27 protein-coding genes, 2 tRNA genes and 1 pseudogene are annotated in these 23065 nt (G+C 62.0%); 7 read left to right on the forward strand and 23 right to left on the reverse strand.

Annotation, left to right across the window (positions count from 1 at the left end; translation table 11 throughout):
- Window positions 1–31 precede the first annotated feature (31 nt).
- From HRQ64_RS01555 to HRQ64_RS01580, 6 genes are all read right to left on the reverse strand, one after another.
- Entirely contained in the window at window positions 32–394 is a 363-nt protein-coding gene (locus HRQ64_RS01555) for a lipopolysaccharide assembly protein LapA domain-containing protein (protein WP_172121756.1), read from the reverse strand.
- 28 nt (window positions 395–422) lie between these two features.
- Window positions 423–704, reverse strand: coding sequence for an integration host factor subunit beta (locus HRQ64_RS01560; RefSeq protein WP_127755043.1), 282 nt, complete (start codon window positions 702–704; stop codon window positions 423–425).
- A 34-nt stretch (window positions 705–738) separates the two neighbouring features.
- Window positions 739–1704: a signal peptide peptidase SppA gene (gene sppA / locus HRQ64_RS01565; protein WP_172121757.1), complete on the reverse strand. Its 966-nt coding sequence runs from the start codon at window positions 1702–1704 to the stop codon at window positions 739–741.
- Window positions 1705–1770: 66 nt separating this feature from the next.
- Complete coding sequence (locus HRQ64_RS01570) at window positions 1771–2277, reverse strand: GNAT family N-acetyltransferase (protein WP_248307152.1); 507 nt, start codon at window positions 2275–2277, stop codon at window positions 1771–1773.
- 64 nt (window positions 2278–2341) lie between these two features.
- Window positions 2342–4108 (reverse strand): 30S ribosomal protein S1, encoded by a 1767-nt coding sequence (rpsA, locus tag HRQ64_RS01575; protein ID WP_282567568.1) that lies wholly within the window; start codon window positions 4106–4108, stop codon window positions 2342–2344.
- A gap of 94 nt (window positions 4109–4202) precedes the next feature.
- Window positions 4203–4847 carry a (d)CMP kinase gene (locus HRQ64_RS01580; RefSeq protein WP_172121758.1) on the reverse strand — a complete coding sequence of 215 codons (645 nt, stop codon included), beginning with the start codon at window positions 4845–4847 and terminating at the stop codon, window positions 4203–4205.
- 130 nt (window positions 4848–4977) lie between these two features.
- Between HRQ64_RS01580 and HRQ64_RS01585 the strand changes: the two genes are divergently transcribed.
- The 4 genes from HRQ64_RS01585 (at window position 4978) to HRQ64_RS01600 (ending at window position 7404) form a co-directional block, all read left to right on the forward strand.
- Complete coding sequence (locus HRQ64_RS01585) at window positions 4978–5379, forward strand: TIGR02300 family protein (protein WP_127755047.1); 402 nt, start codon at window positions 4978–4980, stop codon at window positions 5377–5379.
- Window positions 5380–5519: 140 nt separating this feature from the next.
- Window positions 5520–5595 (forward strand) — tRNA-Ala (locus HRQ64_RS01590).
- Window positions 5596–5745: 150 nt separating this feature from the next.
- The gene (gene pncB / locus HRQ64_RS01595) at window positions 5746–7050 is read left to right on the forward strand and encodes a nicotinate phosphoribosyltransferase (protein WP_172121759.1); all 1305 of its coding nucleotides are present in this window, start codon (window positions 5746–5748) and stop codon (window positions 7048–7050) included.
- A gap of 102 nt (window positions 7051–7152) precedes the next feature.
- Complete coding sequence (locus tag HRQ64_RS01600; protein ID WP_172121760.1) at window positions 7153–7404, forward strand: hypothetical protein; 252 nt, start codon at window positions 7153–7155, stop codon at window positions 7402–7404.
- Here the strand turns inward: HRQ64_RS01600 and HRQ64_RS01605 are convergent.
- The 4 genes from HRQ64_RS01605 to tsaB all read right to left on the reverse strand — a co-directional run bounded on the left by HRQ64_RS01605 (window position 7395) and on the right by tsaB (window position 9297).
- Window positions 7395–7619 (reverse strand): hypothetical protein, encoded by a 225-nt coding sequence (locus HRQ64_RS01605; protein WP_172121761.1) that lies wholly within the window; start codon window positions 7617–7619, stop codon window positions 7395–7397. The genes HRQ64_RS01600 and HRQ64_RS01605 overlap by 10 nt on opposite strands.
- A 97-nt stretch (window positions 7620–7716) precedes the next feature.
- Window positions 7717–8118 (reverse strand): Fur family transcriptional regulator, encoded by a 402-nt coding sequence (locus tag HRQ64_RS01610; protein WP_127755392.1) that lies wholly within the window; start codon window positions 8116–8118, stop codon window positions 7717–7719.
- An 85-nt stretch (window positions 8119–8203) separates the two neighbouring features.
- Complete coding sequence (gene rimI, locus HRQ64_RS01615) at window positions 8204–8683, reverse strand: ribosomal protein S18-alanine N-acetyltransferase (protein WP_127755050.1); 480 nt, start codon at window positions 8681–8683, stop codon at window positions 8204–8206.
- Window positions 8680–9297, reverse strand: a complete 618-nt coding sequence (gene tsaB, locus HRQ64_RS01620; protein WP_172121762.1) for a tRNA (adenosine(37)-N6)-threonylcarbamoyltransferase complex dimerization subunit type 1 TsaB — start codon at window positions 9295–9297, stop codon at window positions 8680–8682. Before tsaB ends, rimI begins: the two co-directional genes overlap by 4 nt.
- A 136-nt stretch (window positions 9298–9433) precedes the next feature.
- Here tsaB and lnt point away from each other — a divergent pair, with 136 nt between their 5' ends.
- Window positions 9434–11047, forward strand: a complete 1614-nt coding sequence (gene lnt, locus HRQ64_RS01625) for an apolipoprotein N-acyltransferase (protein ID WP_172121763.1) — start codon at window positions 9434–9436, stop codon at window positions 11045–11047.
- A gap of 4 nt (window positions 11048–11051) precedes the next feature.
- Here the strand turns inward: lnt and pheT are convergent, their stop codons facing one another.
- The 5 genes from pheT to rpmI all read right to left on the reverse strand — a co-directional run bounded on the left by pheT (window position 11052) and on the right by rpmI (window position 16397).
- Window positions 11052–13475, reverse strand: a complete 2424-nt coding sequence (gene pheT / locus HRQ64_RS01630) for a phenylalanine--tRNA ligase subunit beta (protein WP_172121764.1) — start codon at window positions 13473–13475, stop codon at window positions 11052–11054.
- 11 nt (window positions 13476–13486) lie between these two features.
- The gene (locus HRQ64_RS20420) at window positions 13487–14530 is read right to left on the reverse strand and encodes an ASCH domain-containing protein (protein WP_210258486.1); all 1044 of its coding nucleotides are present in this window, start codon (window positions 14528–14530) and stop codon (window positions 13487–13489) included.
- 5 nt (window positions 14531–14535) lie between these two features.
- Window positions 14536–15666: a phenylalanine--tRNA ligase subunit alpha gene (gene pheS / locus HRQ64_RS01640; RefSeq protein WP_172121765.1), complete on the reverse strand. Its 1131-nt coding sequence runs from the start codon at window positions 15664–15666 to the stop codon at window positions 14536–14538.
- Between the two features lie 105 nt (window positions 15667–15771).
- Window positions 15772–16173, reverse strand: coding sequence for a 50S ribosomal protein L20 (gene rplT / locus HRQ64_RS01645; RefSeq protein WP_127755055.1), 402 nt, complete (start codon window positions 16171–16173; stop codon window positions 15772–15774).
- A gap of 23 nt (window positions 16174–16196) precedes the next feature.
- Window positions 16197–16397 (reverse strand): 50S ribosomal protein L35, encoded by a 201-nt coding sequence (rpmI, locus tag HRQ64_RS01650; protein ID WP_127755056.1) that lies wholly within the window; start codon window positions 16395–16397, stop codon window positions 16197–16199.
- A 260-nt stretch (window positions 16398–16657) separates the two neighbouring features.
- Between rpmI and HRQ64_RS01655 the strand changes: the two genes are divergently transcribed.
- Together HRQ64_RS01655 and HRQ64_RS01660 are read left to right on the forward strand one after the other, a co-directional pair.
- Entirely contained in the window at window positions 16658–17077 is a 420-nt protein-coding gene (locus HRQ64_RS01655) for an Hsp20 family protein (RefSeq protein ID WP_172124737.1), read from the forward strand.
- Between the two features lie 14 nt (window positions 17078–17091).
- Window positions 17092–17379, forward strand: a complete 288-nt coding sequence (locus tag HRQ64_RS01660; protein ID WP_127755057.1) for a DUF1150 family protein — start codon at window positions 17092–17094, stop codon at window positions 17377–17379.
- A 37-nt stretch (window positions 17380–17416) separates the two neighbouring features.
- Here the strand turns inward: HRQ64_RS01660 and ptsN are convergent, their stop codons facing one another.
- From ptsN to HRQ64_RS01700, 8 genes and pseudogenes are all read right to left on the reverse strand, one after another.
- A complete protein-coding gene (gene ptsN, locus HRQ64_RS01665; protein ID WP_127755058.1) occupies window positions 17417–17884 on the reverse strand; it encodes a PTS IIA-like nitrogen regulatory protein PtsN in 468 nt (155 codons plus the stop codon).
- 48 nt (window positions 17885–17932) lie between these two features.
- On the reverse strand, window positions 17933–18526 hold the full coding sequence (gene raiA / locus HRQ64_RS01670; protein ID WP_127755059.1) for a ribosome-associated translation inhibitor RaiA: 594 nt from the start codon (window positions 18524–18526) through the stop codon (window positions 17933–17935).
- 195 nt (window positions 18527–18721) lie between these two features.
- Window positions 18722–20230, reverse strand: a complete 1509-nt coding sequence (rpoN, locus tag HRQ64_RS01675; RefSeq protein ID WP_172121766.1) for an RNA polymerase factor sigma-54 — start codon at window positions 20228–20230, stop codon at window positions 18722–18724.
- 105 nt (window positions 20231–20335) lie between these two features.
- Window positions 20336–21055, reverse strand: a pseudogene (lptB, locus tag HRQ64_RS01680) (LPS export ABC transporter ATP-binding protein); the annotation flags it as partial.
- A gap of 35 nt (window positions 21056–21090) precedes the next feature.
- On the reverse strand, window positions 21091–21546 hold the full coding sequence (locus HRQ64_RS01685; RefSeq protein WP_127755062.1) for an LptA/OstA family protein: 456 nt from the start codon (window positions 21544–21546) through the stop codon (window positions 21091–21093).
- A complete protein-coding gene (locus HRQ64_RS01690; RefSeq protein WP_172121767.1) occupies window positions 21543–22184 on the reverse strand; it encodes a hypothetical protein in 642 nt (213 codons plus the stop codon). Before HRQ64_RS01690 ends, HRQ64_RS01685 begins: the two co-directional genes overlap by 4 nt.
- Before the next feature lie 15 nt (window positions 22185–22199).
- Window positions 22200–22814, reverse strand: a complete 615-nt coding sequence (locus tag HRQ64_RS01695) for a ribonuclease H-like domain-containing protein (protein ID WP_172121768.1) — start codon at window positions 22812–22814, stop codon at window positions 22200–22202.
- A 115-nt stretch (window positions 22815–22929) separates the two neighbouring features.
- A tRNA-Leu gene (locus HRQ64_RS01700) sits at window positions 22930–23014 on the reverse strand.
- Window positions 23015–23065: the final 51 nt, after the last annotated feature.

Consider the following 23065-nt stretch of genomic DNA (forward strand, 5'->3'; position numbering starts at 1 on the left):
GCCTGTCACGGATTGGGGGGCAAGGTGCGCATCAGCGCAGTTCCAAAAGATCATCCACTTCGGCAAGCGGGGCGCTGGCGCCCCCTGCCGGGGTTTTGCGCAAGCTTTCGAGCTCGCTTTGAAAGGCATAGGCTTCACGCCGCCAATGCCGCTCGCCACTGCGATGCCGAGCCTGGGCGAACCAGGTGGCAATACCCCCAAGGAGCACGCCCACCAGCAACACGACATAGAGCACGACGAACAACGGCACGCCATAACCGGGTGTCGCCATGGATTCGACGGGCACGAACGGGTTGAAGTTGATCAGCACGAAATGGCGGTTGGCCAGCGCGAACACGATCAAGAGGGCGCATAGCGGCACCAGAACCAGCCAGCCGACGATTTTCTTGACCATAAAAGCGCTGCCTTGGGCTGTGTGCCCGTTACGAACGGTTTAGCCGCTCGCGGATTTCTTTGCCAGCCTTGAACTGGGGAACGTATTTCTCCCCCACATCCACCTGCTCGCCAGTACGCGGATTGCGCCCGAGGCGCGCCGGCCGGTTCTTGACCGAAAAGGCCCCGAACCCACGCAGTTCCACCCGGTCGCCCCGCGCCATTGCATCGCCGATCTCATCCAGAATGGCATTGACGATGTTTTCGATATCGCGCTGGAACAGGTGCGGATTTTCGGCCGCAAGTTTCTCGACGAGTTCCGACTTGATCATGTTTGGCTCCGAAGGTGCCCTAATCCGTCCCCACTCACGAGGCGGGGTCAACCTGCCAAAGCGAAACCAACCCGTCAAGCGCGATGGCACCGGCAGGAGGCAGCCCGAGTGCCGCCCGCGCCTGCCCGGAGATCATGGCGCCGATCCAGCCCAGACCCTGATCAGGTTTGGGCCAAGCGGTCACAAGCTCCAGATTCTCGGCAATGCCGCGCTCCGCCACTAGCCACTCAACCGCCTCACGCTCGGACCCGATACCGTCGATCAGTTTGCTTGCAACAGCCATTCGCCCTGTGACAATACGCCCGTCCGCCAGCGCCAGCGCTTCGGGGCGCGGCAAGCCCCGCCGTTCCGCCACTACGTCTACGAACCACTCAAAGCTGTCGTTGACGAGGGCCGCGATGGATTCGCGTGCTGGGCCCACCAAAGGTTCATCAAAGTCGGGTTCAGCCTTGAGCGGGCCTGAAGCAACTTTGTCGAGATTGACGCCAATTATATCCATCAGCTTGCCGGCATTCACATGCTGGTACAGCACGCCAATGGAGCCAACGATGGACAGTCGTCGCGCCAAAACGCGATCTGCGGCGATGGCGGTCATATAGGCGGCCGATGCGCCCAGTTCCTGGACCACCGCGACAACAGGCTTGGTTTGGCGCAGTCGGCTCAGCGCTTCATAGAGTTCCTCGCCGCCCGCAGTCGTGCCGCCAGGTGAGTTGATGGCCACGATGACAGCGGTGACGCTGTCGTCCTCGGCGAGCTCTTCCAACGCTTCCAGCCGATCACGATTGGTGCTGATCGCGCCATCGATCACAACCCGGGCAATGTGGTCGCCGACCACGCCATCGCCACCGGTGAACCGACCCAGCAGCGCCAGGATGGCCACGACAATGGCAAGCGCGGCAACAATGCGCCACCAACGGCGTGACCGGCGGAAATGGACGGCAGCAAGCGCCCCATGCGGATCGAACGGGCGGGTAGGCTCGGGAAAAGGCTGCTCGGTCATGATCGGCTCACTCTTTGCCCGCCAAGCGGTAGCGAGGCGGGCCCGGGAAAGCAAGCATGCGGCGGGTCAGCTCAGTTGCCGCACCATATATTGCGCGGCGTCTTCATAGCTCAGCAGCGCTTCGCGCAACTCGGGCACATCAACAGGGACGAAGCCTTGCCGGCTCCAGAACGGCGCCGAGCCATTGACGGCGGCAAGGCTAGCCGTGGCAAAGCCGGCGCGCTTGGCATGGTCCAGCACCTGCTCGACGATCACTCCAGCCGCTCCATGGCCGCGAGCCTGGGGCAGAAGTGCCAGATCGTGCAGATAATAGGTTCGCGGCCCGCTCGGCAGGGTGCCGTAAAGCTGATTGAGCTTCGGCATGGTGCCGGCAGTCCAAGGGTGGGTGAGGAAATAACCGCTCGGTGCGCCATTGATGTCCAGCAGCCAGGCGCCATCCGGGTACAAGGCGCGGCGCTCGGCAAACACCGCAAGATCCTCGGGAAAGCTAGGATGCACGCAAGCGGCAATAGCTTGCACCGCCGGCAGATCCAGCGTCGTCATGCCCCGCCAGTGAATACCCTTGCTTGTCATGGCATACCCGCAAAAGAAAGGACCCGCGCTAGAAAGCGCGGGTCCAGATGGCATGAAGCCGATCTTAGTTGTTGTCGCGACCCTTGAGCGCAGCGCCCAGGATGTCACCGAGCGAAGCGCCCGAATCGGAGGAACCGTAATTGGCCACGGCTTCCTTTTCCTCGGCAATTTCCAGCGCCTTGATCGAGAGCTGGATGCGCGAGGTCTTGCGATCGTACTGGGTGACGCGTGCGTCGACCTTTTCGCCCTTGCTGAAACGCTCGGGACGCTGGTCGTTGCGATCACGCGACAGGTCGGCGCGGCGGATGAAGGCCGTCATGTCGCTATCGGCCAGCTTGACTTCAATGCCGCCATCGTTGACGTCGATCACGGTGCCGGTGACCACAGCGCCCTTGCGGATGCCGCCGGTCTCGCCCTCAGCCGAGGATGCAGTCTCGCCGGTGGCTAGCTGCTTGATACCCAGGGAGATACGTTCCTTCTCGACATCGACGTCGAGCACCTTGGCCTGCACCATGTCGCCGCGGTTGTAGTCGTCGAGCGCGATTTCGCCGGACTTCTGCCAATCGAGGTCGCTGAGGTGCACCATGCCGTCCACATCGCCTTCGAGGCCGATGAACAAACCAAATTCGGTCTTGTTCTTGACTTCGCCTTCGATGACCGAACCCACGGGGAACTTGTCAGCAAACGATTCCCACGGATTGGCCAGGGTCTGCTTGAGGCCAAGCGAGATACGGCGCTTGTCGGGATCGACCTCGAGCACCACCACTTCCACTTCCTGAGAGGTGGAGACGATCTTGCCGGGGTGGACGTTCTTCTTGGTCCAGCTCATTTCTGAGACGTGGATCAGGCCTTCAATGCCTGGCTCCAGCTCCACAAACGCACCGTAGTCGGTGATGTTGGTGACGCGACCGGAGAACTTGGCGTTGATCGGGTACTTGGCTTCGATGCCTTCCCACGGATCGGCCTGCAACTGCTTCATGCCCAGGCTGATGCGGTGCGATTCGTGGTTGATGCGCACGATCTGGACCTTGATGGTCTCGCCGATCGTGAGCACTTCGGACGGGTGATTGACCCGGCGCCAAGCGATGTCGGTGACGTGGAGCAGACCATCGATACCGCCGAGGTCCACGAACGCACCGTAATCGGTGATGTTCTTGACCACGCCGTCGACAACCTGACCTTCTTCCAGCTGCTGGACGATTTCCGAACGCTGTTCAGCGCGGGATTCTTCCAGAATGGCGCGACGCGACACGACGATATTGCCGCGGCGCTTGTCCATCTTGAGGATCTGGAAGGGCTGGGGAACGTTCATCAGGGGAGCGATATCGCGGATTGGGCGGATATCGACCTGCGAGCGCGGCAGGAAGGCGATGGCGCCTTCGAGGTCGACCGTGAAGCCGCCCTTGACCTGGTTGAAGATCGTGCCTTCAACGCGCTCGTTATTGTTGTACATTTCTTCGAGCTTGACCCAGCTCTCTTCACGGCGGGCCTTCTCGCGGCTCAGCACCGCTTCGCCCATCGCGTTCTCGACGCGATCGACATAGACTTCCACGACCGAGCCGACGGTGATGGTGCCGTCACGGCCAGCCTGGCCGAATTCCTTGAGCGCAATGCGCCCTTCGGTCTTTAGACCGACATCGATGATCGCCAGATCCTTTTCGATCGCGACCACGGTTCCCTTAACGACGGTGCCTTCCAAAGGCTCGTTGTCGATGAACGAGTCCATCAACAGGGATTCAAAATCTTCTTTAGTCACAGTTTGCTGTGCCAAATTCATCTCCAGATGCGCCGGCGGTTGGGGGTTGGCATTGTCGCAATGGGGGCTCGCCATCTGTTGGTCAGATGCCGGCGCGCGGGCGCCCGATCGGAACGGCAATGTTGGGTATTCTGCCCGGCAGCCGAAGCCTGCATGCACAAGGATTGAATTAGGGCACGAGCCCTGCCTTGCGCCTGATGGCTCCATCGACAATAGCGATGGCCGCGCGGAGTGCGGCTTCTATATCGAGAAGCGTGGTGTCGAGCAAGTGCGCGTCCGCTGCCTTGTAAAAACCGCCATGGGGATTGGCCATGTCCCGGGCATCCCGCTCTTCTATTTGGTGATAAAGGGCGTAGCGATCAACCACCTGACCGCGCATTTCCAGCTGGCGGGCTCGCCTTTCCATGCGCGCCTTGGAATCAGCCTGGATAAAGAGCTTAGCATCCGCCTCGGGGCAGATCACGGTACCGATGTCGCGACCATCGAGTACGGCACCGCCCTCCTGCAGGGCAAACTGGCGCTGATAGTCAAAGAGTGCCTGACGGACTTCTCCAATCACGGCGACTTTGGACGCCAGCTGGCCCGCCCGCGCCGAAAGCAGTAGTTCGGACTGCAAGTCCCCCTCATCAAGCTTCCGGGCCGCTGCGATGGCGCGGTTCTGAAAATCCGGGGCGTCCTCAAAGCCGTCCACCGCCTGCCCGACAGCGCGGTACAACAGGCCCGTATCCAGATGCGGCAGCCCGTAATGGCGGGCGAGGCCGCTCGCGAGCGTGCCCTTGCCCGAAGCAGCGGGTCCGTCGACGGCGATGATCATGGCTTTCTCCGGGCGGCTGGAACGGCGGGGCGGGCTTAGCATTTTCGGTTTGACAGGGGCAAGGTTTGCCCATAACCGGACGAGCCAATGCGGGGCTTGCCCCGCGCTCTCCCATCGACGAGGACCACCCATGGCCAGTTCCGAACGCGGCACCAAGCGGACCGATCCCGACACCGGCAAGAAGTTCTACGACCTCAACATGGACCCGATCGTTTCGCCTTATACCGGCAAGAGCTATCCGCGGTCCTACTTCGAGCAGGTGCTGGTCGGCAAGGCTTCCCCGGCAACCGCCCGGAAAGTTGAGGAAGAAGACGAGACGGAAGAAGAAGACGAGGTCGTGGACGCGGCAGCGCCCGAGATCGTTTCGCTCGAGGACGCCGATGCTGAAGAAGCCGGCGAGGACGAGATCCCTGATGTCGAGGATGTCGAGGTCGACGAGGAACTCGGCGACGACGAAGACGTGTTCCTGGAAGAGGAAGACGACGAGGACGACAGCCTGGCATTCGATGTTGGCGGCGACGAGGATCGTTGATTTCGCTTGAATTTTTTCGCCGGCCAAGCTTTCGGCCGGCGAAATAAAAAAGTGTCATTTAGGCACTTGCAAGGGGACGGAGCATCCAATAGGTTCCGCCTCGCTTCGGACGGGAATGACCCGGACGAACCCGAAAAGATGGGGCCATAGCTCAGCTGGGAGAGCGCTTGCATGGCATGCAAGAGGTCAGCGGTTCGATCCCGCTTGGCTCCACCAATCCTTCGATAACTTCCCTGACGAGACTTGTCTCGGGGTTGAGCCCCGCTCGAGGGTTCTCAATCACTCGGCGACCCAACCCGCTGCAGCCGCTTTCCATCCACCGCCCGCCGCGCTACAAGGCGGCCGCGTCAGCTGGAGGTGAACCGCGTGCCCACAACAGATATCGCTCGGCGGGTCTATGATCATACCTGGAAGCTCGACCCGATCATCCGGAGCCTTCTGGACACCGACTTCTATAAGCTATTGATGCTTCAGATGATCTGGGGCTTGTACCCCAAGATCGACGTCACCTTCTCCCTGATCAACCGCACCCGCTCGGTTCAGCTTGCCCATGAGATCGACATCGCCGAGTTGCGCGCCCAGCTTGATCACGCGCGCACTCTGCGCTTCTCCAAAAAGGAAATGATCTGGCTGGCCGGCAATACCTTTTACGGCTCGCGCCAGATTTTCGAGCCAGCCTTTCTGCAATGGCTCGAAGACTTCCGGCTGCCGGAATACCATCTGGAGCAGCGCGACGGTCAGTTCGTGCTGGAATTTCCAGGCAAGTGGTTGGAAACCTCGATGTGGGAGATTCCCGCACTTTCAATCATCAACGAGTTGCGCAGCCGGGCCGCGATGAAGCGCTACGGGCCCTTCACGCTTGATGTGCTCTACGCCCGGGCCAAGGCCAAGATGTGGGAAAAGGTGGAACGGCTGCAAAAGCTGCCGGAATTGCGCATTTCCGATTTTGGCACACGCCGTCGCCATTCTTTCCTCTGGCAGCGCTGGTGCGTCGAGGCGCTCAAGGAAGGGATCGGGGAAGCTTTTACCGGTACCTCCAATGTCATGCTGGCCATGGATACCGATCTCGAGGCTCTCGGCACCAATGCGCATGAGCTCCCAATGGTCCTCGCGGCGCTGGCCAAGACCGATGACGCCCTGCGCCAGGCCCCCTATGGCGTGCTGCAGGACTGGGAAAGCTATTATGGCGGCAATCTCAAGATCGTGCTGCCCGATGCCTTCGGCACTGATTCCTTTCTCAAGCATGCCCCCGATTGGGTTGCCGACTGGACTGGCTTCCGCCCAGATAGTGCCCCCGCTATTGCCGGCGGCGAACGCATCATCCGTTGGTGGCAGGAGCGGGGGCGCGACCCGCGTGACAAATTGCTGATCTTTTCCGATGGGCTCGATGTCGACATGATCGAAGAGGCCTATTTGCACTTCGACGGGCGCGTGCGCATGGCCTTTGGCTGGGGCACCAACCTGACCAATGATTTTGAAGGCTGCGCGCCAGAGCCCAATCCGGGACTGGACCCAATTTCGATCGTCATCAAGGTCAGCGAGGCCAATGGGCGGCCGGCGGTCAAGCTGTCCGATAATCCGGCCAAGGCAACTGGCGAGAAAAGCGAAATTGAGCGTTATCTGCGCGTTTTTGGTGATGCTGGTCGGGTAGAGCACGCCGTGCGCGTTTGACCCTCCCGCACGCTGTGGAGAACCGCCTTTAGTTCGAGGCGGTTAACTGGGCTGGAACGCTAAACGTCCAGCATCGTTGCCTGTCCACAGGGCCGTAACCGTTTGACTTACCAACTTATCGACATTGCCGTAGCGCATAAAAGCGCCCATCCCCGCTTGCCTCACCGCGTAACTGGCAAGGTGCGCGCCGTGCTGACCGAAATACGCGATGGGCGCGAACAGCGCCACGATCTGGATATCCCGGTTTGGGCCAACACGTCCGAAACCATGAGCGAAGAAGATATCGACATGGCCTTGCTGGTGAAAGCCGCCGACATTTTGGCGCGGCTGAAATCGAAGCTCGATCAGGTATAGGGCTGATTGCCTGTGGTCTGCAGGAAGGCGCGGTAGGCGGGCGAAAGGCCGGGAAAAGTCTGAGCGTTTTGAGCCTCTGCCGCGGCTCGTGGGGCAGGGGAAGGGTAGAGCCGGGCCGCCCTCCGCCGGCGACGATGCTCTTGGCGCTCATCCACTGCAAACCACAGCACGGCGGGCACCACTAGCGTCCAGATCGCGATCAATTGCCAAGCCACGCCAACCTCCCTGCAGCGCCAGCAAGGATGCTGTACTCGTCGAAGGCTCGTTAACGCTAGAAGGCTCGGCGGTTAGTGTTAACTTGGGACGGCAGTGCTACTGCGGCTCGCCCTTGGCGGGCTTGGATCCGGTTTCGATCGGCACGGCATAAAGCTCAAGGCGATGATCCACCAGCCGGTATCCCAGCCGCTTGGCAATCACTTCCTGGATCGCCTCGATTTCCTCGTTGCGGAACTCGATCACCCTTCCGCTTCGAACATCGATGAGGTGGTCGTGGTGCTCGTCGGGAATCAGTTCGAACCGGGCGCGTCCATCCTTGAAATCGTGCTTGGTGACAAGGCCGGCTTCCTCAAACAGGTTGAGCGTCCGGTAGACTGTGGATAGTGAGATGCCGGCGTCGATCGCCGCTGCGCGCCGGTGCAATTCCTCGACGACGGGATGGTCAGCACTGTCCTGGATCACGCGGGCGATGATCCGGCGCTGGTCGGTCATGCGCATGCCCTGCGCCACACAGGCCTCTTCCAGGGTCGGTTCGCTGCTGGTCTTGCTCACAAGCGGGTCCTGCCAAGGCTATGGGAAGGAGTTAGCCAAGATCGGCGGCCATGACAAGCGCGGTGGCTGCCGAACCATCCGGGCGGGGATAATAGCCCTTGCGCCTACCCACTTCCACAAAGCCATGACTGCGATAAAGTCGCAGCGCTGCACTGTTGCGCTCATCCACTTCCAGGAACATGCGGCGGGCATTGGTAAACAGCAGATCATCCAGAGCCGCTCGCAGCAGAGCCTGGCCCACCCGCTTGCCCCGCCATTTAGGCTCAACGGCAATGCTGAGCAATTCCGCCTCATCACCAATCAGTCGCACCAGGATGAAACCGGCAACTTGGCGCCGTGGGTCACAGGCGACCAGGGTAGTGCATTCCGTTTCCTGGAGGAAGTCGGCAAACTCCTCGCGAGACCAGCCACGAAAGAAGCCCTGGGCGTGAATAGCGGCCAAGACCTCGGCATCGCCTACCTGGGCGGGCTCCACATGCAGGCCATGCGGCCCCAGCCACAGCTTTCTCACGGGGCGAGCCGGGGTATGCGGGCGGCAGCCTGGGGCTTGGCATCTGCTTCGCGCACATAGGCAGCTTCCGGGGGATAGTCGGCCGGATCAGCGGTAGCCCCAAAGCGGGCCAGCAAGCTGACATCGATGAAGGGGCCGCGCAGCAGAGTTGCCCCTGCTGGCACCGCAGCTTCCGCTTGCGCCATGGGCAGCAATTGCGCTGCACCGGCCGGAACGCCTCTAGTGCTGAAAGTCTGGGAATAGGCCTCACCCCGCCGCGCATCGAGCAGCACCGCTATCGGCCCCTCGCTTGGAGCGGAGAGGGACAGGGCCAAAAGGGTCGGGGCACCCACCACCGGGATGCCCCGGGCCAACGCTATGCCTCGGGCAGCGGAAAGCCCGATCCGCAAGCCGGTAAAGGAACCGGGCCCCGTCGAGACGGCCACCCGCCCGAGATCGGCATAACCCAACCCATTGCGCTCCAGCAGCGCCGCGAGCCGCCCGAAGATCAATTCGGCATGGCCGGTGGCGATCTCGTCGACTAGCACATCCACGCTTCCATCCGCGAGCAGCACAGCGAGCTGCAGCCGGGGCGCAGCAGTATCAATGGCGAGGGTGATGGGCAGGGTCTGCATAGCTATCGCTCTAGCGGCGTCGTCCTTCGGTGTCGAGACCGATCAACTCGCCAATGTGCCTCGGGCAGCGCCTTGACGCTGGGGCTTTGCGCAGCCAGCTTGCGCCCATGCACCCCGATTCGCGCAGTAGTTCGCAATGACCTGGCTGGCCGAGACCGCCATGCTGAGCCATGGTTGGCGCCGTTTCATGCTGCTTGTGCTGGCCGGGGCGATGGCAGGGCTCGCTGTGCCCCCCTTGTTCGTGTTGCCGGCGCTGTTCCTGGCGTTTCCCGTCTGGGTCTGGTGCCTTGATGGTGCCGAGCATGGCCGCGGCTGGCGGCGATTGTTCGGACCAGCCTTCGCCATTGGTTTTGCTTTCGGCTGGGGCTATTTCACAGTCGCGTTGCACTGGTTGGGCGCGGCTTTCTTTGTGGACGGCGGCGTCATGCTGGTGCTGATGCCCTTTGCCATCTTGGCCCTTGCTGCTTTGATCGCCTTGTTTTGGGGGTTGGGCAGCGCTGGCGCGCACCTACTCTGGTCCACCGGACCTTGGCGCATTGTGACGCTCGCGACCTTTGTGACCGCCGCCGAATGGGCGCGCGGCCATGTGCTGACCGGCTTTCCGTTCGACCTGCTTGGCTATGCCCTGACGCCTACAACCGAGATGATGCAGGCGACGGCCCTTGTGGGCGTTTATGGCCTCACCTTTGTTGCGGCCCTCCTGGCAATGACGCCGGCCCTGATCTGGCCTGCTGACGGGCGCCCGCTGTCGCGGCGGCTGCTTCCGTTCTTCCTGTCGCTGGCGGTCCTGGCTGGCCAGCTAGGCTATGGCTTCAACCGGCTGGCAGGCACCCCGGTCGCCGAGCGTACCGATATCGCCATGCGCCTGGTGCAGCCTTTGGTGTATGAGCATGCCAACTGGGCCCGGGTGGATCCGGCTGGCCTCATCGACCGGCTGCTGATGCTGTCGGAAATCCGGATGGATCCGCAGGACCAGGGTCTTGCCGACATCACCCATCTGGTTTGGCCCGAATCTAGCCTACCCTTCTTTGTGGCGTCCTATCCCGATGCGCTGGCGCGGATTGCGCGCATGCTGCCGGACGACACCATCCTCCTCACCGGGGCGCCGCGCCAGCAGTTTGCTCCGGGCGCGACCAGTCCGTCGGGTCCGCCCTTCAACGCCATTCTGGCGATCAACAGCGACGGTGAGGTGATCGAGAGCTACGACAAAGCTCACCTGGTGCCCTTTGGCGAGTTCCTGCCCTTTCAGGACTTCTTTGCCCAGCTTGGCATCAAGCAGTTCGTGCCCGGCGCGGAAGGCTGGGGCCATGGCGATGCGCGCCGGCGCTTGCTGAACCTGCCGGGAACGCCGTCCCTATTGGCGCTGATCTGCTACGAAATCCTGTTTTCCGGTGATCTGGGGGACACGGCCGAAGCCCAGTTTTTGTTCAACATCACCAATGATGCCTGGTTCGACGGCTCGATCGGTCCGGCTCAACACGCCCATCACGCCCGGGTGCGGGCGGTGGAAGAGGGGATAAGCCTGATCCGGGCGGCCAATACTGGCATTACCTTTGCCACGGATCCGCTGGGCCGCATCACCGGGCAACTGGCGCCCCTGGAGATGGCCGCGCTCGATGTGCGCCCGTCCGAACGGCTGGCCAGCACACCGTTTGCCCAATGGCGCCATTGGCCCTTGCTCTCGGTTCTGGCGCTGGGCCTGTTGATCTCTGTGCTGGCCTGGCGCGCCGAGCGGCCCCGCCGGCGCTAGGCTCCTAGGTCCGGAGCACGCCGCCGCTGGCCTTCGTGACGGCATTGACCACGGCGGCCGAAACCTTTTCGATCTGCTCGTCGGTCAGGGTTTTGTCGGTAGGCTGCAGCGTTACCGCGATCGCCACTGACTTCTTGCCCTCGCCGACGTGGGTGCCTTCATACACATCGAACACCTCGACGCCGGTAATCAGTGCCTTGTCGGCACCACGGGCGGCCTTGATGATCGTCCCGGCGGACACCGACTTGTCGACCACAAAGGCGAAGTCACGGCTCAGGGGCATGAGGCTGGAAAGCGGCAGGGCCGGCTTGGTGCGCGTCGGCTTGCGGCGGGGCTCGGGCAAGGCATCCAGATCGATCTCGAAGGCTGCGACGGGCCCAACAAGATCAAGCTCGGCACTAAGGGCCGGGTGCAGCTCGCCAAACCAGCCCAGCGTCACCTTGGGTCCGAGCGCCAGGCGCCCGCCACGGCCGGGATGGCTCCAGGAGGCGGCTTCGGGCAGCACCTGCACCTTCTCGATATCAACCCCAAGCGCATCGAGCACGGCCGCGAGATCCGCCTTGGCGTCGAACACGCCAACGGGTTCCGCCTTGCCGTCCCAGCGGCGACCGCTGCCGGTCAGCTTGGCCGTGCCGGTGCGAATGCCAGTGGCATAGGTGTGCTGGCCTTCGGGAGCGTCGGACAGGAACACCTGCCCGACCTCGAATAGGGCAAGATCCTCAATGCCGCGATTGGAATTGCGCCGCGCTGCAGCCAGCAGGCCCGGCAGCAGGGAAGGGCGCATATCGGTCATATCGGAAGCAATGGCATTGGCCAGCTGCAGGGTCTCTCCGCCTCCGCCGAAGCGCAGGGCTTCCTTGTGCGAGATGAACGACCAGGTGACGGCCTCGTCCAAACCGCGGGCGGCCAGCAGGCGCCGCGCAATACGCCGCCGGTTCTGCATGGTCGTCAACACGCGCGGGGCGACGTGGTGCAGCCGGGGCAGCGGCTCGACGGGGACGGCATCAACGCCCACCATGCGCATCACTTCTTCTACGATATCGGCCTTTTGCGTGATGTCGGGCCGCCAGCTGGGCACTGCGACATCGCGCGTCTCACCACCGCCGGTCACAGCAAAACCGAGACGTTCGAGGATGGCCTCGATCCGGCCGGGTTCAACCGTCAGGCCGGTCAGGCGCTTGACCTCCGGAAGCGGGAATTCTACCCGCGTATTGGGGAAGACGTCCTCGCCCGAGATCACCGGCTCAGCCGGCTCTCCGCCGCAAAGTTCCAGCACCAGTCGGGTAGCCAACTCAAGACCAGGTTCGGTCAGCGCCGGGTCAACGCCACGCTCCAGCCGGTAACGCGCATCCGAGACAATGCCGGTCTTGCGTCCGGTCCGGGCAATCAGATCAGGATCCCAGCTGGCGCATTCCATCAGGATCGTGGTGGTGCCGTCGGTGCAACCCGAGCGTTCGCCGCCCATGATGCCGCCAAGGCAGAGCGGCCCCTGCTCGTCGGCGATCACCGTCATGGTTTCGTCGAGTGGGTGGAGCTTGTTGTCGAGACCATCAAGGCTCTCCCCGGGGCGCGCATTGCGCAGCACTGGCTGGCCCACGATTTTGTCGGCGTCGTAGGCGTGGAGCGGACGCCCCCAGCCCAGCGACACCAGATTGGTGATATCCACCACCGCATTGATGGGGCGCAGACCCACCGCGCGCAGGCGGCTTTGCAGCCACTCAGGGGAGGGGCCATTCTTGATGTTGCGAATGACCCGGCCAGCGAATTTGCGGATGGCCTTGGGCTCGCCTTCGGCGAATTGGTGCGGCAGGGGCGCCAATGGGCTCGGACCCTTCGAGGCCACGGGAGACATGTCGGTGCGCTTCAATGTGCCAAGGCCAAAGGCTGCCAGATCCCGGGCTATGCCATAAACGCCAGTGGCGTCGCCGCGATTGGGCGTGATCGAAATGTCAAAGACGACGCCATTGATGCCGGCATAATCGACATAGCGGTGACCGACGGGTGCATCTTCGGGCAGCTCGATGATGCCATCATGGTCGCTCGACAGGTCGAGCTCGGCCGCCGAGCACAGCATGCCATTGGAGGCGGCGCCGCGAATATTGCCTACCCCGATAGTCATGTCCTTGCCCGGGATATAGGTCCCGGGGAACGCGAACACGGTCTTGAGCCCGGTCCGGGCATTGGGCGCGCCGCACACGACATCGATCATCTCGCCGCTGCCCGCATCGACCTTGCACACGCGCAGCCGGTCGGCATTGGGGTGCTGCTCGGCCGAAACGACATGGGCCACCACAAAGCTCTTCAGCGCTTCGCCCTGATCTTCCACGCCTTCCACTTCGAGGCCGATCATGGTCAGCGATTTGCTGATCTCATCCACGGAGGCTGTGGTGTCGAGATGCTCGCGGAGCCATTCAAGGGTAAACTTCATGATCGCATACCTTAACGGAAGTCGCTCTGGCTGCCGGTAATCGGCGGCAGGGCGCGGGAAATCTTGAACAATTCGACAAGGACTCGGGCAAAGCCGCGGGCATCGTCGATCGCATGATGGGTGTGGGCGATATGGCCGTAGAACTCGGCCGGCAGCTTGCTCATCCCCCAATCGAGATAGGGTGCACCACGCAGCGCTCCGGCCATGGTGTAAAGGCACACCCCGCCGCCGCGAAAGATCTGCCGGCCCTTGAAGGGGCCGCTCAGCACTCGCGTGCCGGCAAACTGGTCGAGATAATGGTCCATCCACAGGCCGTCAAACATCAAGGGGGCGGCAGCAAAGACCTTGGGTCCGGGCAGGTTTTCCACCCAATCGGCAAAGCGCGGCATTACCGTTTCGGCGGACTCGGCCCCCGTTGTGGCCGCTGCCCAGGCTTCGGGTTGCGTTTGCCACCAGGCCATGGTGGTTTCGTTGGCCTGCCGATCCGGGCGCGGCTGCAGCACGGCCTCGAACTCGCCATGTAGCGTGCCGTCGGCCTCAACCGCGACGGCGGCAAAGCTCAACATCGAATTGTGCAGCGGCGTCGGGCCGTCCGACTCGATATCGGTGACAATAAAGATTGGCCGCGCCACCTGATTATAGACGGGGCGCCCGGCAGGCAGTACCTCAACGAGCCGAAACTGCTCGCAGACCACCGGCATGTCGGGAGCAAAGCCACCGTTGCGAGCGAAGTAACGCTCATGGCCGGCCCGCCACTCGGCATAGGGGCCCTCGCCCTCAAGGTCGCTGAACTCCGGACCGATCTCATCGAACCGCTTGACCTCGACTGAGAGGGTCTCGATCACCGCCGCAGGTTCCCCCGCTCCATTCAGCACGACATCGCGCCGTCCGGCCTGGGGCAGGGGTTTCTTGCCTGGCCCAAAATCACGCAAGGCGCCGCAGGTTGCCGTCTTCTTGCCGGCAAGCACGAGGGCAAGCAGCTCATCCGCCAGCTCGGGCGAGTCGCCGAAGCTGAACTGGACGGCATCGCGATAAGGGGGCGGCAGGTCAGCCATAACTGTTAGCTCGACAGCCCGCCAAACAAGGTTGGCAGGTCCAGCGGGCGGAACCCATAATGGTCCAGCCAACGCTGGTCGGCGTCAAAGAACTGGCGCAGATCGGGCATGCCGTACTTAAGCATGGCGATGCGGTCGATCCCCATACCCCAGGCAAAGCCCTGATAAACGTCCGGATCGAGCCCGGCATTGCGGATCACATTGGGATGCACCATGCCGCAGCCCAGGATCTCGAGCCAATCATTGCCTTCGCCGATCTTGACCTCATTGCCCGAGCGGTCGCAACGCACATCCACTTCCATGCTGGGTTCGGTGAAGGGAAAAAAGCTCGGCCGGAAGCGCAGCGTCACATTCGGCACTTCGAAATAGGCCTTGAGGAACTCCTCGAGCACCCAGCGCAGCTGGCCGATATGGCTGGACTTATCGATCACCAGCCCCTCCACCTGATGGAACATGGGCGTGTGGGTCTGGTCGGAGTCGTTGCGATAGGTGCGCCCAGGAATCACCACCCGGATCGGCGGATCCATGGACGGCGTGATATAGCTCGCGGCCGGCTTTTCATTGGTTCTCTGCATCACCCGGACCTGGACCGGCGAGGTGTGGGTGCGCAGCAGCTTTTTGACCCCGTCAGGGCCGGGCTTCATGAAAAAGGTGTCATGCATTTCCCGGGCCGGATGGCCTTCGGGGAAATTGAGCGCGGTGAAGTTGTAGTAGTCCGTCTCGATATCGGGACCTTCGGCGATGGAAAAGCCCATATCCGAAAAGATCGCGGTGATCTCATCGAGCGTCTGGCTGATGGGGTGGATGCGGCCCCGGGCGGTCGGTGCCGGCTGCAGGGGCAGGGTAATGTCGACCGTTTCGGCTGCTAGACGTGCTGCGAGCGCTTCGGCCTCGAGCGCTGCCCCCCGAGCTTCGATCAGGCCGGCAATTTCACTCTTGAGCCCGTTGATCGCTGGACCCGCCGATTTACGTTCTTCAGGGGCCATGCTGCCCAGGGACGCTAGCAGCGCCGAAACACTGCCCTTCTTGCCCAGCGCGGCAACGCGAACCGCATCCAGCGCGCCGGCATCGGCGGCAGCGGCAATGGCGTCGGTAAGCTCGGCGCGGAGAAGATCGATCTGCTGATCAAGAGACATGGGGAGATCCGGATTGAGTGAACGCGGTTAGACCAAAACAAAGCGCCTTGCACCAGCCCTTCCGGGTGGCACAAGGCGCAATGATGACCTCAGCGAAGGAGAGTCTTAGGCAGAAACGCGGGCGTGGGTGGTGGCTTCAACGCCTTCCAGATACGCCAGGGCTGCCTTGGCCTTTTCGACCAGTGCGCCGAACGCTGCGGGCTCGGTGATCGCGAGATCGGAGAGCACCTTGCGGTCAACGGCAATCTCAGCCTTGCTGAGGCCGTCGATAAATCGGCCATAGGTCAATCCGTGATCGCGCACGGCAGCGTTGATGCGCTGGATCCAGAGAGCGCGGAAGTTGCGCTTCTTGACGCGGCGGTCGCGGTAGGCGTACTGGCCGGCCTTTTCCACTGCCTGCTTGGCAATGCGGATCGTAGACTTGCGACGGCCGTAATAACCCTCGGCAGCCTTCAAGACCTTCTTGTGACGGGCGTGATTGGTAACGCCTCTTTTAACGCGTGACATGTGTCAGGGTCCTTTCGAGAGCGTTAGCGGTTGTACGGCATGTACCACTTGACCAGCGATTCATCGCCCTTCTGCAGGATTTTGGTCCCACGATTGGTGCGAATATACTTGGCCGAGTGGTTGATCAGGCGGTGGCGCTTGCCGGCGACGCCGGCCTTGACGCGACCGGTTGCCGTGAAGCTGAAACGCTTCTTGGCGCCCGATTTAGTCTTCATCTTGGGCATTTTGCGGGTCCTTGGTGTTACGAGGATAGACAGAGGGCCTATCGCATTCAAAGACCGCCACGGCATGCCTGAGGCCGGGCGGTCAGCAGAAGCCGGCTCTATAGGGCCAAAGGCGGCACAAGGCAAGAGCCTAGCCGTCACCAGCGAGCAAATTGGGCCGCCTTGAACAGCGCGGGGCGCCCACCATATGTTGGCAAGGCGCGTGATGCCGTTCTTTCTGGGTCCGCGCCAATGCGTTGCTTGTGATCAAGGACGGCTGCATGTCGCGTGTCTCGGTGTTTTCTGCGCCCTTTTTGTTGGGCTTCGACAATCTGGAAGAGCGGGTAGACCGCCTGGCCAAGGCTGCCGAAGGCTACCCGCCCTATAACATAGAGCGTAGAACCGCTCCGGATGGGACTGAACAGTTCCAGGTATCGATTGCCGTCGCCGGGTTCTCGCCCGACGATCTGGAAGTGACTGCCGAAGATGGGCAGGTCCTCGTGCGGGGTCGGCAAAAGGAAGATGGTGCGCGTCAGTTCCTGCATCGCGGCATTGCCGCCCGCCAGTTCCAGCGTTCCTTCCTGCTCGCCGACGGCATGATCGTTAGGGATGCAACTTTAAGCCACGGTTTGCTCGTTGTTACCATCGAGCGCCCCCAAGCGCCCAAGATTGCCCGGCGCATTGAAATTCGCTCAGTTTGAGGAAAGGGCCAGTTATGTACGAAAAGCGTAACACTGAAAATTACACTGAGACCTTGGCCAATCCGCTAAAGTCTCTCACGCGGGCCCAGTTTGCCGCACTTGGCGGCAGCGCGGTGGCCTATGTACGGCCCGTGGGCGGCGATGTGCTGTCGGCCATGATCGAGGAAGCCGAGTTCAACACTGACGAGGTTTATCAACTCGTCATGTCTGCCGATGGCACACCCTTGCTGGTAACCGATACCGAGGATGCCGTTAGCGAATGGCTCGGCACCCGCAATCTGGGGCTGGCTACCGTCCATTAAAGCGAATCCAACTGGAAGGCCGGCCGCCAACGGCGGCTCACGCGGCGTAGTTGGTGTCCGATGGGCTGCTTAGAATGGCGTAAAGCTGAGCTTCATCGCCGGCGCGGCGCAACTCCTCGACCACGCTTTCGGTGCGCAACAAGCGGGCCACCCGCGACAGCGCCTTGAGGTGATCCGCCCCCGCGCCGGCTGGTGCCAGCAGCATCATGACGAGGTCTACGGGCTGATCGTCGACTGCATCGAACTCGATCGGCTGGTCAAGCCGGGCAAACACCGCCGTCACCTGTTTGATGCCGGCGGTTTTTCCGTGTGGAATCGCGATCCCGTTGCCCAGGCCCGTCGAGCCCAGGGCTTCGCGATTGGTAATGGCATCAAGGATGTCGTTGCGCTCGAGTCCCGTCAGTTCGGCGGCCCGTTGGGCAAGCTCTTGGAATAGCTGCTGCTTGGATTGCACTCCCGTACAAGCAAGCACCGCGCGTTCAGCCAGAATGTCGGCCAACTCCATCACTATAGCCTTAATCTAGATTATTCTTGGTGCAGCAATTACTCGGGTCTAATTTGCGCCCAACGCCGGATCGATCCAGCCAATATTGCCGTCGGAGCGGCGGTAAACCACATTCAGACCGCCATGTCCAGCGTGGCGGAACATCACAGCCCCGGCGCTGGTCATATCCAGTTCCATGACGGCCTCTTCCACGCTCAGCGAGCGCAGGTTTTTCGTGGTCTCCGCGATCACAGGTGGCGCATAATCTTCTGGAAGTTCCTCAAGCTGATCGCCTGCACCAAATACCGTGTATTGCGCGGTTCCGTCGGCGTCGGGCACCTGGGTGTCGCCGACGCCGAATCCACCGCGCCGATGCGACTTGAGCTTCCGGTTATACCGGCGCAACCGCTTTTCGATGTGTTGCGTCATCAGCTCGAAGGCGGCGATGGCGTCGCCACCCTGGGCGCTCGCCTGCAACACGGCTCCGGTGTCCAGATGCACTACACAATCGGCCAGGAAGCCAGTTCCGTCGGGAGTAAGGGTGAGGTGGCCGTCATAATTGCCGTCGAAATACTTCCCCACTGCTGCGTCGATATGCTCCTCCGCACGACCGCGCAGGGCATCGCCGACATCCATGTTCTTTCCCGAAACGCGTAAGCTCATGGCATCCTCTTTCTTTTTGTTCTCGCTTGATGCGCCGTAGCCAGAGTAACCCTTGGTGGGCCGACTAAATGTGCCACTCCCTGGGCTAGCTGGTTGCAGCCATCACGCACCCAACGCGTAACTTGCCCCCTCGGTTCGAACCTGCCCTATGCAACATGGTCGTACCGGCCGGTTGCAAGCGGACAGGCGCCGGTCTCAGGCCATTGTCGCCAGATCTCGTTTTTGGCGCCGGCGGATCACCGAGGAGGGGATGTTCATACCTTCCCGATACTTGGCGACCGTCCGCCGGGCCAATTCGATACCCTGCTCGCGCTTAAGCATGGCCGCGATCGTGTCATCGGACAGCACATCGCTAAGCGATTCGCTTTCGATCAACTGGCGGATACGATGGCGTACCGCCTCGGCTGAATGGTCACCGCCGCCGTCAGACGCGGCAATGGCGGTCGTGAAGAAGTATTTCATCTCGAACAGCCCGCGCGGCGTCGCCAAGTATTTGTTGGAGGTGACGCGGCTGACGGTTGATTCGTGCATATCAATAGCGTCGGCCACCATTTTGAGGGTCATCGGCCGCAGATAAGCGATGCCATGGCGCAAAAAACCGTCCTGCTGGCGCACGATTTCCGCGGCCGTCTTGATGATGGTTTGGGCCCGCTGGTCAAGGCTCTTGGTCAGCCAATTGGCGCTGGCGAGGCAATCTGACAGAAAGGCTTTGTCGCCTGGCTCGCGCGTCCGCTTGGACACGGTGGCGTAGTACACCCGGTCAACTAAAACTCGGGGCAGCACCTCGCTGTTGAGCTCGATGCCCCAGCCACCATCAGGAGCAAGGCGCACAAACACGTCGGGCACCACTGTTTCAGCCGGGCCAGAGTCGAAGGCCAGGCCCGGACGGGGATCAAGCCGGCGCAGTTCAGCGAGCATGTCGAGCAGATCTTCCCGATCGCAGCCGATGGCTCTTTGCAAACCGGAAAGGTTGTGCTCGGCCAGCATCGGAAGATGAGCGAGCAGGCCCTGCATCAGTGGGTCCAACCGATTGGCTTCCCTGAGCTGAATAGCAAGGCACTCAGCAAGGTCCCGCGCGAACACTCCGACCGGTTCACACCCTTGAAGCGCTCCGAGAACAGCCTCCACGTCCGCCAACTCAGCGCCGAGTTGCTCGGCCATCGTGTCCAGCGGCGCACTCAGATAACCCGCCTCATCCAGTTGCCCGATCAGGGCGCCGGCGATCAGGCGGTCCGAAGCCGCCCGCAAGATCAGATTGGCCTGGCGTTCCAGGTGCTCCGAAAGCCTCGGGCGAGCCGAAAGGAACTGGTCCAGATCGGGTGCCTCGCTCCAATCCACACTGTCGCGCTCGCGACCGCTCGAGACTTGGCCCTCCGATCTGTGCTGTTCGGGGAAAACATCTTCCACGGCCGTGTCGAGGTGCTCCGCAATGGCCTCGGCCGTGGGCAAATGCACCGCGCTGTCCAGTGTGTCAGCAAAACCGCTGCCGGTCTCTGGCTGGTCAGCGGCCTCAGTCATATCCCCCGTCACTGACGCGCCGTCGCCTTCAGCGCGCTCCAGTAGCGGATTGCGCAGTAATTCGGCGTCGACGAACTCATTGAGTTCGAGATGGCTCAACTGCAACAGCCGGATCGATTGCATCAATTGCGGCGTCAGCGTCAGGCTTTGCGCCTGCCGAAACTCCAGCCGCGGCCCTAATGCCATAACTGTCCTCACGCCCATTTGCGGCACTTCTGCCGCGCTTCCCGCGTGCAACATGACTCAGTTGCGGGCCAAGGGCAAGTTCCATGCCAAGAATGCGGTTGCGGTTCAGATGGCGAAATTTTCGCCGAGGTAAACGCGCCGGGCATCAGGGTCGGCGCTGATCGTTTCGGGCTTGCCCTGGATCATCACCTTGCCCCCATGAATCACATAAGCACGATCCACCAGACCCAGGGTTTCGCGCACCGCGTGATCGGTGATGAGCACGCCAATGCCGCGTTGCGTCAACTGCTTAACCAGGCCCTTGACCTCGGCCACCGCGATCGGATCGACGCCGGCAAAGGGTTCGTCAAGAAGCATGAACACGGGGTCGGCCGCCAAGGCGCGCGCCAGTTCCACCCGCCGGCGTTCGCCGCCCGAAAGGGACAAGGCGTTGGCCTTGGCGAGGTGCGAGATCGAAAACTCGTCGAGCAGGGCTTCCAGGCGCGCTTGGCGTGCCTTGCGCCCCCGAACATGGTTCTCCAAAACGGCCATGATGTTGCCGCGCACCGATAGGCCGCGGAATATCGATGGCTCCTGCGGCAAATAGCCAATGCCTAACTGGCCGCGCTGGAACAGCGGCAGGTGGGTAATTGGTCGCCCATCGAGCCGGATATCGCCTGCATCGGGTTTGACCAGCCCCATGATCATGGTGAAAACCGTAGTCTTGCCCGCTCCGTTGGGACCCAGCAGGCCCACAGCCTCGCCCCGCCGCACGGCAATGGAAACATCGCGCACGACGACGCGCTTGCCGAAGCTCTTGGCCAAGCTATGCGCAACCAGCCACCCGGTCTGGTCAATTCGGCCTTGGGCGCGCGTCTCGTTCATTGCGAGGTAAACACGCCGGTGACGCGTCCGCCTTTGCCACCGGTGAAGGTAGACACATTGGTTGCAAGATTGACCACGAGTTCGCCGGCATCCACCGTGCCGCCCGAATTGGTCACCTTCACATTGCCGGTGAGGCGCAGCAGTTGATCGCCCGGGGTAAACACGGCCCGCTCTCCCGTTGCGGTCTGGTCGGGTGTTTCGAGCTTCACGTCCCCGGTGGCCTCAAAGGTCTCGATATCGGTAGTGCCCCCAGCGCCATAGGTGGCAACGACCTTGGTGGCCCAGACCTTCACCGTTGGATGGGTCACCACGACATTGCCGGTAAACACCGCCTCCCGCTCTGCCTCGTTGAGGGTGAACAGGTCCGCCGTGATGGCGACGCGGTCCTGCGCTGCGGCCAGCCCAGACAGGCAAAGCAGCAACAAAATCGACAACAGCGATCGCATCATCATCGGGGCTGGGCTCCAGGCGTGTGGGGCAGGGTGACGGTGGCGCCACTAAATGTCCAGACGCTCGCCTCCGCGTCGAACTGCATTCCCGCAGCGGTCAACTCCGTGCCGTCGGCATAGTGGATAACGACCGGGCCATCGCCGGTCAGCGTCTGCGCACTCCAATCAAATACCGACTGCTCGATCGTGCCGCTGGTGCCGGTGCTGTCACTGATGTCGGACGCGCCCTCGATCCGGACCACTCTTTGGGCGGTGTCCAAAACCGCGCTATCAGCGCTCGCATCGAACACGACCCCATCGGGGCGCACGACGTTGAGGGCGGCGTCGCGCAAGGCGATCTGCTCGGTTGAATTGAGCATCGCCTGCGCGTCGCTCGCCCGCACCCGATAAGCGGAGCCGTCGGACAAGACTCCGGCATATTCGGGTGCTTCCACCCGGATGCTCTCACGATCCATGCTGACTTCGCCGATACTGAATTGATCCAGCAGGCTGGACAGGTAGATCTGCCCTACCAGCAGCAGCAGGGTCACCGCCCCGAGAGCGGGAACCGCAACGCGTAACACGCCCACCATGCGGTTGCGGCCCTGCAAGCGTCGGTAGGTGGCAAGGCGGTCAGTGCTCGTGGCGTGCTGCTCCGTCATGGACAGGCCCACGACTTAGCTGTGGGCAAAGATGTCGGTCTCATCCCACCCTAGCAAATCCAATTCGCATCGGGTGGCAAGGAAGTCAAAGCAAGCCCGGGCCAGTTCGGTGCGGTTTTCGCGCCGGAGCATCCGATCGAGATGACGCTTGAGGTCGTGCAAGTAAAGCACGTCCGTAGCGGCATAATCGAGTTGTGCGTCGCTGAGCTTTTCGGCCCCCCAGTCCGAGCTTTGCTGCTGCTTGGAGAGATCGATATTGAGCAACTCACGGACCAGGTCCTTGAGTCCATGGCGATCCGTATAGGTGCGTACCAGTTTGGACGCGATTTTCGTGCAGTAGACCGGACCGGCCACCACGCCAAAGCGGTGCTTGAGCACTGCCACGTCAAAACGGGCATAATGGAAGATCTTGGTCCGCTCAGGATCGGCGAGCAGTCGGGCGAGATTGGGCGCCTCGTTGCTGTCAGCCGGAATCTGCACCACATCGGCACTGCCATCACCAGGCGACAGCTGCACTACGCATAAGCGGTCGCGATGCGGATGCAGTCCCATGGTTTCAGTGTCAATCGCCACCTCGCGGCCATAGCGCGAAAGGTCGGGCAGGTCGCCGCGATGCAGTCTGGGGGTCATGTTGATCTCAACAAACGGATGCAGCATTCCTCTTGGCACAGCATCAGGGCATTGAAAAGGCGAGACCAAAAACCAGAAGGCCGCCCGCTTCACAGCGGCCGGCCTTCTTGAATAATGGTGCCCAGAAGAAGACTCGAACTTCCACACCTTGCGGTACACGGACCTGAACCGTGCGCGTCTACCAATTCCGCCATCTGGGCAGGCGGGGCGTTGTTAGGGCCGGCGCCGACCGATGTCAACGCCTATTGTTT

Source organism: Devosia sp. 919, assembly GCF_013185965.1.
GTDB lineage: Bacteria > Pseudomonadota > Alphaproteobacteria > Rhizobiales > Devosiaceae > Devosia.